Raw genomic sequence first — 12,928 nt, 5'->3', positions numbered from 1 at the left:
GAGCGTTAGAGTGGAAATCTAGCATTTTTCTACACGGAGTTGTGACAATAGTGCATCATGGCTCGTCAGAAATGGGAACGCCACAGCCCACTATATGATCAGAGCTGAAATACCTGCTTCACAATTTGTCGAAACATTTAGTCAAAGACTTGTGGATACCTCAAACATAAAAAGCCTCAGACCTTTAAGGCCTGAGGCTTTCGTTGCATCCATTCTGCAGGTCTTGCCGGACTACCCGGTCACTCCGGCATATACGCCGAAGACCGCATGCCGTTATTTTACTTCGAACGCGGGCGTGACGGACGACTACCCTGCGGGCGGTTATTGCCGCCCGGACGCCCGCCTGAGGGGCGACCGCCTTCATTGCCACCGCGCGAACCCGAGCCGGGACGGCCACCGCCGCCAGAGCGCTGACCACCGCCACGAGGCTGGTTGCGACCGCGGCCACCGCCACCCAGAACAGGCGGACGCATGGTTGAATTCTGCGCCTCTTCCGAATGATAGGCATGGTCAGTCACAACCGGAATGGCCTTGCCGATGAGCTTTTCAATATCACGCAGCCATGCGCGCTGTTCGGCATCGCACAGCGATACAGCCCAGCCGTCACGGCCTGCACGTGCTGTACGACCAATACGATGCACATAGCTCTCGGCAACGTTGGGAAGATCGTAATTGAAGACATGGCTCACATCGTCCACGTCGATGCCGCGCGCCGCGATATCAGTGGCGACCAGCACCTTGACCGAACCGTCGCGGAAGCCCGCCATGGCACGCTCGCGCGCGCCCTGCGACTTGTTGCCATGAATGGCCTCGGAACGGATACCCTCAGCATTGAGGAAATCGGCCACCTTGTTCGCTTCATGCTTCATCAGCGTGAACACGACAGCGCGCTGTACCTTGGGATTCTTGACCAGAAGCAAGGTCGCGGCGCGCTTGTCTTCCGACTTCACGAACATCACACCTTGGCGGATACGATCGACCGTGGAAGAGGGCGGCGTGACCTCGACCTTTGCAGGATCATGAAGGAGCGAATGGGCCAGATCCTCGATTGCCTTGGGCATGGTAGCCGAAAACAGAACGGTCTGGCGGCTCTTGGGCAGAAGCGCCACGATACGCTTGATGTCGCGCACAAAGCCCATGTCGAGCATGCGGTCAGCCTCATCGAGCACCAGAACCTCAAGGTCGTGCAGATCGATATGACCCTGGCCGATCAGATCGAGCAGTCGGCCCGGTGCTGCTGTCAGCACGTCCACGCCGCGACGCATGGCTTCGACCTGACGCCCCTGCCCTACGCCGCCGAAAATCACGGCATGGCGAAGCTTCATGTGGCGGGCGTAGTTCTTGAAGCTGTCGTCGATCTGGGCTGCGAGTTCGCGCGTCGGCGCAAGCACCAGAACGCGCGCGCTCTTGGGTGTCAGCGGGCGCGGATGGGTCAGCAGGCGATGCAGGGCGGGAAGCGCAAACGCTGCCGTCTTGCCGGTTCCGGTCTGGGCAAGACCCAGAAGATCGCGGCCCTGCAGAAGATAGGGGATCGCGCCCGCCTGAATCGGGGTCGGGGTCGTATACCCTTCCTCGGTCAGCGCGCGCTGGATGGGCATGGCAAGCTGAAGATCGGCAAAACTGGTCATAAAAGAGGCGCCTCCTCGGGCACGAGCCATGCGAATTGCACGCGGCTCACGGGATGACGCCTCTTGGCCCGGACGTCACAAGGGAAAGATGAGATCCGGGAATGACGGGTCAGGCTACGCAAAAGGCGCCCGTTGCCAGACGCCCGTGCCGACAGAGTCAAATCTGGACCGGGAAGGCCCCCATATAGGCAGAGCCCATCCCGGACGCAAGCAGTTCCCCTAACAAAACAGTCAGGATCTTCACAAAAGTCCCGCCGCCGCGCAGATCGGCGCGGCGGTGCGCTTTCGTCAGGAGAAGCGGTTATGAATAATCGTCTCGTTCAGCGGCAGATGCCCGCCATGGGGCGGATATTCCGCCGCCTTCTTCCCGATCGCAACGAACATGACAACTTCGTGGTCTTCGGGCAGGTTGATGAGCGAGCCCACCGCCTTGAAGTCGAACCCGTCCATCGGGCAACTCTGATAGCCATGGGCAGCCGCTGCGAGCATCAATGCATAAGCAGCCATGCCGCAGGAGCGAATGCCCTCGTCACGCTGCAGCTGTTCATTGCCGCTATAGAACTGGTTGATCATGCCCTCATAGGTCGTCTGCATCTTGTCAGGAGCCGCTGCCCAATAGCGCGCCGGGTTCTTTTCCCATGCCTTGAAATCGGCACAGAGAATGATCAGCGCACTCGCCTCTTCGACCTGAGGCTGGTTCCAGGAAACTTCGCGTATCTGCTTTCTCAATGCAGGGTCAGAGACCACGACAAAACGCCAATGCTGGATATTGAACGCCGTGGGAGCCTTGCGCCCGGCGTCAAGGATAGAGCGAAGCTCCGCCTCGGAAATGGTCACATTGGGATCGAAGCGCTTGGCTGAGCGACGCTCGGCAATCGCAGTCAGAATATCGGTCATGGAAACTCCGCTCTCCTGTCATCACAGGGCGTTGGAAAACCTGAAGGAAGAAATCATGCAACCATGGGCTGTGGCGCGAGTAAAGTCTTATTTCGACAAAAATCGAAATAAGACTCGGGCGCAGGGTGCTATTTGCGGCGCAGCAGAAACAGGGCCTGCTCACCAAAGAGATTGGCCAGTCTGATCGAGCGTCGCCACGGCGCACGTTCGCCTGCCTCGTCAATGGCGAGCCAGCGATCGATTACATAGCCCTCTGCTTCGCACAGGGCGAGGAAGTCCTGAATGGTACAGGGGTGGATATTCGGCGTTTCGTACCAGGGCGTGTGCCACACGGCATTCATGGGCATCCGACCGCTGAGCAGGATCTGCAACCTCAGACGCCAGTGACCAAAATTCGGAAAGGAAACGATGGCGTGTCGGCCGATGCGCAGCATCTGGCGCAGCACTTCGCGCGGTTTCTCTACCGCCTGCAACGTGCGCTGCAACACCACATAATCGAAAGCATCGTCGGAATAATGTGCCAGATCATGATCGGCGTCGCCATGCATCACCGGCAGCCCATGCGCGACAGAGCGCGTCACCTCGCCCATATCGATCTCGATACCACGGGCGTCACACTGACGCGTGCGAAAAAGATGGTCGATCAACGCGCCATCGCCACTGCCGACATCCAGAACGCGCGTCCCCGGCTCGATCATTTCAGCAATCAGGTGCTGATCAAGACGCATGACGCCCTCCGAGACCGGCCTGCTCTGCCGCACCGTTGATGAAACCGCGCATGGTTCGCTCGAGATCGGGCTCGTCCAGCAGAAAGGCGTCATGCCCCCTGTCGCTCTCGATCTCAACAAAGGACACGTTGACCCCGGCCTTGTTGAGCGCGCGCGCCAGAAGACGCGATTGCGATGTCGGAAAAAGCCAGTCGGACGTGAACGAGATGATGCAGAACCGCGTCGCGCAGTTACGGAAAGGCGCAGAGAGATCGCCATCGTAATCAGCGCTCAGATCGAAATAATCGAGCGCCCGTGTGATGGTGAGATAGGAGTTGGCGTCAAAGCGACGCACGAAGCTCGACCCCTGATGACGAAGATAGCTCTCAACCTCGAAAATCTCGCCAAAAAGAGACGTGCCCTTCGAGGCCGCGTCATGAGACGGCACGGCATCACGCCTCGTGCGACGCCCGAATTTCTGTGTCAGCGCCTCTTCGGAAAGATAGGTGATATGCGCCATCATGCGGGCCACAGCGAGGCCCTTCGCCGGGATGGTGCCATGCGCCCAATACCGCCCGCCACGCCAATCAGGATCGCCGCAGATCGCCTGACGACTGACCTCGTTGAACGCGATATTCTGGGCTGAGTGAAACGGTGCGGTCGCAATGGGCATGGCAGCGCCGACACGTTCGGGAAAGCTCGCTACCCATTGCAGAACCTGCATTCCACCCATTGAGCCGCCGATTGCGGCAAACAGGCGCCCGATACCCAGATAATCGAGCAGTCTGGCCTGGGCAAACACCATGTCCCTTATTGTGATGGGAGGGAAATCCGTGCCCCAGGGTTCGCCATTGCCACGCAGTGTCTTGGGGCCTGAAGACCCCATGCAGCCGCCGAGCACATTGACGCATATGACGTAGAAACGATCCGTGTCGATCGCATTGCCGGGACCGACCGCCCGATTCCACCAGCCCGGCTTGCCTGTCACCGGATGGGTCTCGGCCACATATTGATCGCCCGTCAGGGCATGGCAGACCAGTATGACGTTATCGCGTTTCGGCGAGAGCGTGCCATAGGCGCAGTAGGCAATATCGAGGGGCGCTATATGGGCCCCACATTCGAGCGTAAGTCCCTCTGCAAGCGTAACGCTGAACGACGTGGAAACGCCACCACCGTCCTTACCACAAGGGGCCTCGGTCACACCGGCACCCTCTGCCCCAACCGCAGATGCGTCAGAATGATTATGCATGGCCTCTCAACTCGCATGAGCGCCGACGCCCTCCGAAGGGTGCGACCGGATCACTCGAACGCCTCATCATGACTCCCTCAATGCCTGCATGCGGCTGCCTGGTGGCGGCCCGAGACAAGGCGGGGAAGCAGATATGGCATTTGCCGCGCGTGGCTGCAATTGGCCGACAACGTCTCCAGCAGAAAGAGTGTTCGCGGACTGAGCTCCAACTCGTCCGGCGGACGACGCAATATCTGGTCGTTCTTCGTAAAAGCATTTAATGTTTTATTAACGAATCGCCGGAGAAACCGATTATGCCCACGATCCTCAAAACGATTGGCCATTCCGGTCTTTTCGACACGGCATTCTATCTGTCCCGCAATCCCGATCTGCACGAAATCGGTAGCGGTGCGCTCCTGCATTATCACTCGGCGGGATGGCGCGAGGGGCGCAAACCAAATCCATTTTTCGATCCGCTCTGGTACCTTTCCACCTATAGAGACGTCACCGAAGATCCTCTTCACCATTACATCACACGCGGCGAGTATGAAGGACGGCGCCCGGTGCCCTGGTTCGATCCGATCTGGTATCGTCAGGCCAATCAGGTTTCTGCCAACACAAATGCCCTAGCTCATTATCTGGCAAACAGGCAGACACCCGGCATCCGGCCTATGCCCGAATTCGACCCGGAGTTCTATCTACGCAACTACCCCGACGTAGCCTCTTCCGGAATGGACCCGGTCGAGCATTACATGGTGCAGGGCTATCGTGAGGTCCGGCGCCCTTTCGAAAAATTCGATCCCGGCTTCTACCGCCTGCGCTACCTGCGTCATCAGCCTGATGCCAATCCTTTCCTGCACTGGCTCGCCCATCGTCATGAGGCGGGTGTCTTTCCCTGCCTTCCAGACCACGAAACCACCATCGCCAGGGAAATCAGACGGCGGACGCAACCTGGCCCCCTCTATGAGGAGCGCCAGCCCTTGCCGGAAGCCGCCATTCGCCGCGTGCGCCTGCTCGCTTATTACCTGCCCCAGTTTCACCCCAACGAGGCCAATGATCGCTGGTGGGGAACCGGGTTTACGGAATGGACCAATCTTGCCCGGGGCGTGCCGCGCTTCGCCGATCACTACCAGCCACGTACGCCGCGCGATCTTGGGCATTACAGGCTCGACAGCCTGGCCACGCTTCAGGCTCAGGCACGCATGGCACGCGAGAGCGGCATTGAAGGTTTCGTTTTCTATCACTACTGGTTCAATGGCCGCCGGTTGCTCGATCGCCCCATGGAGTTGCTGCTTGGGGCACCGGAGATCGACTTACCCTTCTGTCTGATGTGGGCAAACGAGAACTGGAGCCGCCGATGGGATGGCGGTGACAGCGATGTACTGATCTCGCAAGACTATCGAGAGGAAGACGACGAGGCGCTGATCGCCGATTTCGGTCGGCACATGAAAGATAGGCGGTACATCCGGATCGGATCGCGGCCCCTCTTCATGCTATACAGACCCGGTGCCATTCCCGATGCAGCAAGACGCATTGCAAAATGGCGCACCCTGTTCCGGGAACAGGAAAAAATCGACCCAATCTTCATCATGGCGCAAGCCTTTGACGACAACGATCCACGTCCTTTCGGAATGGACGGTGCTATTGAGTTTCCCCCACACAAATTGTCGGTCAGCTGCACCCCTATCGAAGACAAGGTGCAAATTCTCGATGAAGATATGACGGCCCGGATCTATGATTATGGCGAACTCGTCGAAAATGCTCTAGCGGACCCTGCCCCTGACTTTCCGCTGATCCGTACCCTAGCCCCGTCTTGGGACAATGACCCGAGACGCCAGGGAGCGGGCCTCGTCCTGCACGGTTCCACACCGAGACTGTATGAGCACTGGCTCAAGGAAAGCATTTCCAAGGCACTACTGAACCCGTTCATGGGGGAACCCTTTCTCTGCGTAAATGCATGGAATGAGTGGGCCGAAGGTGCCTATCTGGAGCCGGATATCCACTTCGGTTCAGCCTATCTGAATGCGACCGCACGGGCCGTGACCGGATTTCAGAGCAGACTTGGCGCACATCGTCTCCTGTTGATCGGTCACGACGCCTTTCCTGCGGGCGCCCAGATGCTCCTTCTGGCGCTTGGCACAGCATTGAAGCGCCATCATGGTATTGAGATTACCTTCGTTCTTCTCTGTGGAGGCGATCTGCTTTCGCGCTATCGACATGTGGCGAATGTCGAGATTCTCAATCCGGGCACACCGTCCTGCGTCGAGCGCCTTCAGTCGCTCAAGGCTGAGGGGTTTGCCTCAGCCATCATGAACAGCGCGGTCTCGGCAAGACTTGCCCCCGATCTTGCTCTTGCCGAGCTTCCTTTTATTCTGCTCATTCATGAGCTACCGGGCATGCTTCGCCAGCATCGTCTAGAAGAGCCGCTCACTCTCGCACGCAAACAGGCACGCGCTGTGGTCGTGCCTGGCGCACAGCTGACGAGGCTTTGCCCTGAAGCAATCATCGCCCCTCAAGGGCTCTACAATCAGATCGCATTTTCCAGCAACGACAGAAAACGCGCGCGACTGGCATATGGCATCGACCCAGACGCGCTGCTTATGATCGGCATCGGATATGGGGACGCTCGCAAGGGCTTCGACCTGTTCCTGCAGCTTTGGCAAATGCTCCAAAGCTCAAGCTTTCACGGCTATGATTACCATGCTGACCCCGACCGTAAACCACGCCCGATTCATTTCATGTGGGTTGGCAATCTCGACGCGCAAATGAAGCGCAGCCTACAGACCGATATCGAAGGCGCATTGGCAACACGGCGCTTCCACCTGCCGGGTCGCGTAGAAGACGTGAACCCCTTCTTGTCGGCATCGGATCTGTTTCTCCTCATGTCGCGAGAAGATCCATATCCCTCTGTGGCGCTCGAAGCCCTCGCATCTGGCTTGCCTTGTGTCGCGTTTGCCAGAAATGGAATGATCCCAGACCTCCTGTTAGAGCTCGAGCAGGAGGGAGATACACGCAATCATATCGTCGAACCTGGTGATTTGCCTGCCATCGGCGCAGTTATCCTGCGTCAGACGCATGATCGATCCGACAGCCTCGCAAACCGCATCAAGCGCGGCGCAGAGCTTGCAGAACGTTTCGCATTCGGTCCCTATGTCACGCGCCTTGCTGCACTCGCCATGCCAGACCTGCCCAGCATTTCGGTCGTGGTCCTCTCTTATAATTACGCTCACTACCTGGCAGCGCGTCTGGCAACAATCTTTGCCCAGGATTGCCCGATCAGGGAGATCATCGTTCTCGATGATGCCTCAAACGACGGAAGCGCCGAGTTGTCGGAGCGTATCGCCACGTCATTCGGTCGCACGATCAAGCTAGTCGCAGGAACCAGGCGAAGCGGTTCGGTGTTTGCCCAGTGGCGTAAGGCAGTCGACCTTGCAACCGGTGACTGGATATGGATTGCCGAAGCCGATGACCTCTCTGAGCCAGGATTTCTCTCCGCCTTGAGCAACATGATCAGCCAGTCGCCCGATGCGGTGATGGCCTTCTGCGACAGTCGCGCCATCGACGAAACCGGCGCAGAGATCTCAGCCGATTATCAGACCTATTACCGCAGCCATGTCGGCCATCGGCTCGAGCGGAACATGCTGATCGACGGTGAAAGCTTCGCCCGCGAATATCTGGGCAAATGCAATCTGGTTCTTAATGTAAGCTCAGCCCTGTTCCGTCGTCGTGCCCTGAGTGTGGCAATGGAAGCCTGTCGCGTTGACCTCACCCAGATCCGCCTGGCTGGTGACTGGCGTCTTTATATCGAATTACTGATGCGCCCGGGCAGTCAGGTTGCCTATCTTGCCAAACCTCTCAACATTCACAGACGCCACGACCGCTCAGTGACCGGGTCGCTCGATCAGAAGTCTCATCTGGGCGAAATTGCCATGATGCATGATCTGATCAGCAAGCGTCTGGGACGTCCCCTCGATTTGATGAGAGATCAACGCTCCTATCGCGAGCTGCTGAAAAAGCAGTTCGGCCTCACCTCAAGGCCGCGCAAAAAACAGTTTCCCGCTCCCTGAAGGCAACGGGAACAGGCAGGTGCTGCCCCCGTTCCGGCTCTCGATCCGCAGGAATGCCTAGGCCTGACTGAGCCGTGGCATCAGATCGACGAAATTGCACGGGCGGTGACGGCTGTCGAATTGCTGGCAGAGGATGGAATCCCAGCCATCGGCAACCGCCCCGGTCGAACCGGGCAGCGCAAAAAGAAACTTGCCTTTTGCGAGACCGCCCAGAGCTCTCGACTGGATGGTCGAGGTGCCGATCTTGGCATAGGATAGCCACCGGAAAAGCTCACCAAATCCAGGAATTTCCTTTTCGATCACCCTGAAAAATGCCTCTGGCGTCACGTCTCTGGCCGTAATGCCGGTGCCGCCCGTCGTGATGATTGCGTCGATGTCATCCCGGTCGATCCACAGGCGCAGGCGCTCGACAATTTCCCCCAGCGTGTCCGGCACAAGGTCGCGCGCCGCGAGATGATGTCCGGCTTTTTCGATGCGCTCTGCGAGAAGCGAGCCAGAACGATCGGTCTCCGGCGTGCGCGTATCGGAAATGGTCAACACAGCAAAATGACAGGGCTTGAACTCAGCCTGGTTGTCGATTTCAGTCATGATCGAAGTCTTTCCTCAAAGAAGGAAGTATAGGCTTCCGTTCTGTTTTACCAAGACGCAAAGTGGCGATCAGAGCCCAACATTGTCAGGCAAGATGCATGGTTGCGAGGATTGAGCCTCGCCGGTAGGGTAGTCCGATTAATTCCAGTTCAGGTGTGCGAACAGGTGAATTCCCCGGTGTTTCCTGCTTTTACCGATCCGGCTCCGTTCCTTGAGGTCGGCGCCCCGATATGAGCATCCCCCCAGCGCCTTCGGCTCGCTTCTCCCGGCCTCCCGAACGCATCGCCTTCCTCGCATCACCCACAGAAATCGCCCAGAAGGCTCGGGCAAAACTGGTCGAGAGTTATGGCGATGCCCCCCTCGATGAGGCCGAAGTCGTGGTCTGTCTGGGGGGGGACGGCTTTCTGCTCGAGGTGCTGCACAAGGTCGCCGAACACGGGATACCGGCTTACGGGCTCAATTGCGGCTCTGTCGGCTTTCTTCTCAACACGGTGTCAGATGAAGATCTGGTCGCCAGGCTCACACGCGCTCAGGCGTCGGAACTGCATCCGCTACGCATGAAGGCCGTGGGGCGCGACGGCACACGCCATGAAGGTATCGCCTTCAATGACGTGTTCCTGTTCCGCCAGACGCGTCAGGCGGTCAAGATCCGCATTGAGGTCGATCAGCGCGTGCGCCTGCCGGAACTGATCTGTGACGGGGTCATCGTCGCAACGCCGGCTGGATCGACTGCCTATAACCTGTCAGCCCACGGGCCAATTGTCCCTCTGACAGCCAACCTCCTGCCTCTGACCCCCATTTCGGCCTTCCGGCCACGACGCTGGCGCGGCGCCCTTCTGCCTTCCAACGCCATTGTGCGATTCACCCTGCTCGAGCAGGAAAAACGCCCCTGCGCCGCCGTGGCTGATTTCCTCGAAGTACGCGACATTGCAGAGGTCATCGTCAGCGAAGACCGCTCGATTACGGCAACGATCCTGTTCGACCCCGACCACGGGCTTTCAGAAAGAATCATAGCGGAGCAATTCGCGGAATAAACCCGACAGCAAAGCCACACCTCCCAACAAGAAGAAGGCGCAGCCAATGAGCAGTCCAACGATACGCCCGACCCACACCCCCTATCGTGACACGCTGGTCAGTGCGGCCATGCGCCTTGCAAATGGAGAAATCACCAGCCGGGCTCTCGTCGAGCACTGCCTCGAAAAGATTGAGGCCTGTGAAAACGCCCGTGCCGCCTATACAGGCGACTTCTCAGCCGACAGGGCCAGACAATATGCCGATGCGGCCGATCGCATACGCGCCAAGGGCTATGAAGCCTCGCCCTGGACCGGATTGCCCATCTCGGTAAAGGATCTTTTCGACATACAGGGTCAGGTCACACGCGCCGGCTCGACCATTCTGTCTGATCGCCCTGCCGCTCTCAGCGATGCCGATGCCATCATCCCGCTGCGCGCAGCCGGGTTCATTCTGCTCGGCCGTACGCAGATGACCGAATTCGCCTATTCGGGTCTGGGTCTCAACCCGCATTACCCGCAGCCCTGGAACACCCTTGTGGAAGAAGGCCGCGCCATACCGGGCGGGTCGAGTTCCGGGGGCGCCGTTTCCGTCGCGACCGGCGCCGCCCTCGCCTCGATCGGTTCCGATACGGGGGGGTCATGTCGCATACCTGCCGCCATGAACGCCCTGACCGGTTTCAAACCCACGGCAGGCCATATCAGCCGCAAAGGCATGATTCCGCTCTCACCCAGCTTCGACAGTGTGGGCAGTATCGCGCAGACCGTCGATGACTGCGCCTTGCTCGATCATATCATGGCAAGACGTACCGAAAACTGGGCACCCGTCGAGGCAGCAGAAGGCCCGATCCGCCTTCTGCTGCCGACATCGTTCGTTCGCAACGATGGCGATTCCCAGGTTCTCGCGGTTTTTGAAACCGTGATGAAGCATCTCGAGGCAGGCGGTATCGAGATCGTGCGTCAGCCACTACCCATTCTTCAGGACATAGCGGACCTGAACCTGCAAGGTCAGATTGTCGCCGCAGAGGCCTATCATTATTTTCACGACGACCTGATCCATCACCCCGAAAGCTTCGACCCGCGTGTCAGCGAGCGCATCGCGACGGGAGAGAACACAACCGTCCAGACGCTACGGCAGCTCTATATCGAACGACAGAAGCTCTGCGCGCGCTTCAATGCAGATATGAGCGAGTTCGATGCCCTGATCTGTCCGACCTCTCCCATTCTCCCACCCCTGATCGATTCCTGCAGCGATGCAGCGGCTTACGGACGGCTCAACCGCCTCATCCTTCGCAACCCCTCACTGGCCAATCTGCTCGATGGCTGCTCGTTCAGTCTTCCGTTTTACTGGAAGGGTCTGGCTGCCGGGCTCATGCTGACCGCCTGCCACGGTCAAGATGCCGCCCTTGCCCGTATCGCACGTCGCTGTGAAAGACGCCTCAAGGCCTGACACCAAGGTTCCCTGCATTACCCACCCGGGGTTGAGGTCGGGACGATGCCACAGGTTCGTCACCGCAGCGTTATTTGAGCCCGCCGCTCCCCGAGGGTAGCGTGCCGGGCTCTTTCTCTCTTGCTGGTGAAGCCTGTCCGCGCACGGCATATCGGGTGGAATTTCATGACCGAGACGAACCGGGCTTTCAGCCATCTGCCCTTTCTGACTGCGGCGCTTGTTCTGTCCTACATGGCTGTCGCCATGCCGCTTGCGGTCATTCCCCCCTTCGTCACTTCCTGGCCGGGTTATGGCAACGGCATTGCGGGCATAGCTGTTGGCTGCGCCTTCGTCTCGACCATTCTTACCCGAACGCTCGCTGGCGGATTTGCCGATCGCAAGGGTGGGCGCAGCGCCATGCGTCTGGGTCTCGTTCTCTATATGGCGGCCAGTGCAATCTGCCTCACCTCGGCTCTCGATCTGCTACCGAGAGGAGCCTCTCTGGCCCTGCTGATCGCGGGGCGCCTTCTGCTCGGTGTTGGAGAGAGCTATACGCTTGTCGGCATGCATGGATGGGGCATCGGCCTGACCGGACCCAGCGGGGCTGGCAAGGTGCTCACCTGGACGGGAGCTGCGATGTATGGGGCTTTTGCCTTTGGCGGTCCGCTGGGGCTGGAAATCTACCATCTTGCAGGTTTTTCCGCACTGATGGCGGTCTGCGTCGCGCTTCCCCTGATCGGTCTGGGTATAGTCCAGCGTGTTCCTGCGGCACCGATCCTTGCAGGAGAGCGTGAATCCTTCTGGCCGGTTCTGGGCATTATCCGCCCCTACGGCACGGTCGTCGCGTTACAGGGTGTCGGGTTTGCCGTACTTGGTGCGTTTCTCTCGGTCTATTTTCTTGCCGAACACTGGCGCTATGGCAGTCTGGGCCTGACCTGTTTCGGCCTTGCCTTCGTGGCAGGACGCGTGTTCTGCGGTCATCTGCCCGAGCGTCTGGGCGGAATACACGTTGCGATGCTTTCTCTGAGCATCGAGGCGGTCGGGCAGGCCTGCATTGCTCTCGCCCCCTTTCCCGTTCTGGCGCTCGCGGGCGCGGTGCTGACAGGCGCCGGATGCTCGCTAATCTACCCCTCAATGGGCGTTGAGGTCGTCAAGCGCGTGCCAGCCTCCATACGCGCCACGGCACTTGGCGGTTTCGCGGCCTTTCAGGATCTTTCTTATGCCGTCAGCGGCCCTATAGCAGGCACCCTCTCCGACTATCTGGGCTATAAATCGATCTTCATCATGGGCACCGCCTGCGCCCTGATCGGGCTTGGCCTGGTCGTCTCAATGCGCCGCCAGCCATCGAACCTGCCCGCAAAATGACGCAGCCCC

9 protein-coding genes are annotated in these 12,928 nt (G+C 59.0%); 4 read left to right on the top strand and 5 right to left on the bottom strand.

The window, feature by feature from the left end:
• Positions 1–278: 278 nt before the first annotated feature.
• The 4 genes from IEV53_RS08715 to metX form a co-directional block, all read right to left on the bottom strand.
• The gene (locus IEV53_RS08715) at positions 279–1,628 is read right to left on the bottom strand and encodes a DEAD/DEAH box helicase (RefSeq protein WP_188426402.1); all 1,350 of its coding nucleotides are present in this window, start codon (positions 1,626–1,628) and stop codon (positions 279–281) included.
• A gap of 288 nt (positions 1,629–1,916) precedes the next feature.
• Positions 1,917–2,525: a nitroreductase family protein gene (locus IEV53_RS08710; RefSeq protein ID WP_188426401.1), complete on the bottom strand. Its 609-nt coding sequence runs from the start codon at positions 2,523–2,525 to the stop codon at positions 1,917–1,919.
• A gap of 128 nt (positions 2,526–2,653) precedes the next feature.
• On the bottom strand, positions 2,654–3,253 hold the full coding sequence (gene metW / locus IEV53_RS08705; protein WP_188426400.1) for a methionine biosynthesis protein MetW: 600 nt from the start codon (positions 3,251–3,253) through the stop codon (positions 2,654–2,656).
• Positions 3,243–4,481: a homoserine O-acetyltransferase MetX gene (gene metX / locus IEV53_RS08700; RefSeq protein WP_188426399.1), complete on the bottom strand. Its 1,239-nt coding sequence runs from the start codon at positions 4,479–4,481 to the stop codon at positions 3,243–3,245. The genes metW and metX overlap by 11 nt, the downstream gene beginning before the upstream one ends.
• A 293-nt stretch (positions 4,482–4,774) precedes the next feature.
• Here metX and IEV53_RS08695 point away from each other — a divergent pair, with 293 nt between their 5' ends.
• Entirely contained in the window at positions 4,775–8,527 is a 3,753-nt protein-coding gene (locus IEV53_RS08695) for a glycoside hydrolase family 99-like domain-containing protein (RefSeq protein WP_188426398.1), read from the top strand.
• A gap of 57 nt (positions 8,528–8,584) precedes the next feature.
• Here IEV53_RS08695 and moaB read toward each other — a convergent pair whose 3' ends face one another.
• The gene (gene moaB / locus IEV53_RS08690) at positions 8,585–9,115 is read right to left on the bottom strand and encodes a molybdenum cofactor biosynthesis protein B (RefSeq protein WP_188426397.1); all 531 of its coding nucleotides are present in this window, start codon (positions 9,113–9,115) and stop codon (positions 8,585–8,587) included.
• Positions 9,116–9,345: 230 nt separating this feature from the next.
• On the opposite strand from moaB, the gene IEV53_RS08685 reads away from it, so the two are divergent.
• The 3 genes from IEV53_RS08685 (at position 9,346) to IEV53_RS08675 (ending at position 12,919) form a co-directional block, all read left to right on the top strand.
• Positions 9,346–10,149: an NAD kinase gene (locus tag IEV53_RS08685; RefSeq protein WP_188426396.1), complete on the top strand. Its 804-nt coding sequence runs from the start codon at positions 9,346–9,348 to the stop codon at positions 10,147–10,149.
• 46 nt (positions 10,150–10,195) lie between these two features.
• Positions 10,196–11,575 (top strand): amidase, encoded by a 1,380-nt coding sequence (locus IEV53_RS08680; protein WP_188426395.1) that lies wholly within the window; start codon positions 10,196–10,198, stop codon positions 11,573–11,575.
• A 165-nt stretch (positions 11,576–11,740) separates the two neighbouring features.
• The gene (locus IEV53_RS08675) at positions 11,741–12,919 is read left to right on the top strand and encodes an arabinose transporter (RefSeq protein ID WP_188426394.1); all 1,179 of its coding nucleotides are present in this window, start codon (positions 11,741–11,743) and stop codon (positions 12,917–12,919) included.
• Positions 12,920–12,928 lie beyond the last annotated feature (9 nt).

Source organism: Asaia siamensis, assembly GCF_014635085.1.
Classification (GTDB): domain Bacteria; phylum Pseudomonadota; class Alphaproteobacteria; order Acetobacterales; family Acetobacteraceae; genus Asaia; species Asaia siamensis.
This window is presented reverse-complemented; position numbering and strand designations above follow the sequence as displayed.

Excerpts from the sequence above, each read along its gene's own strand:
- IEV53_RS08685 (WP_188426396.1), top strand. The coding sequence starts at position 9,346 with ATGAGCATCCCCCCAGCGCCTTCGGCTCGCTTCTCCCGGCCTCCCGAA.
- moaB (WP_188426397.1), bottom strand. The coding sequence starts at position 9,115 with ATGACTGAAATCGACAACCAGGCTGAGTTCAAGCCCTGTCATTTTGCT.
- IEV53_RS08675 (WP_188426394.1), top strand. The coding sequence starts at position 11,741 with ATGACCGAGACGAACCGGGCTTTCAGCCATCTGCCCTTTCTGACTGCG.
- metX (WP_188426399.1), bottom strand. The coding sequence starts at position 4,481 with ATGCATAATCATTCTGACGCATCTGCGGTTGGGGCAGAGGGTGCCGGT.
- IEV53_RS08695 (WP_188426398.1), top strand. The coding sequence starts at position 4,775 with ATGCCCACGATCCTCAAAACGATTGGCCATTCCGGTCTTTTCGACACG.
- IEV53_RS08680 (WP_188426395.1), top strand. The coding sequence starts at position 10,196 with ATGAGCAGTCCAACGATACGCCCGACCCACACCCCCTATCGTGACACG.
- IEV53_RS08710 (WP_188426401.1), bottom strand. The coding sequence starts at position 2,525 with ATGACCGATATTCTGACTGCGATTGCCGAGCGTCGCTCAGCCAAGCGC.
- IEV53_RS08715 (WP_188426402.1), bottom strand. The coding sequence starts at position 1,628 with ATGACCAGTTTTGCCGATCTTCAGCTTGCCATGCCCATCCAGCGCGCG.
- metW (WP_188426400.1), bottom strand. The coding sequence starts at position 3,253 with ATGCGTCTTGATCAGCACCTGATTGCTGAAATGATCGAGCCGGGGACG.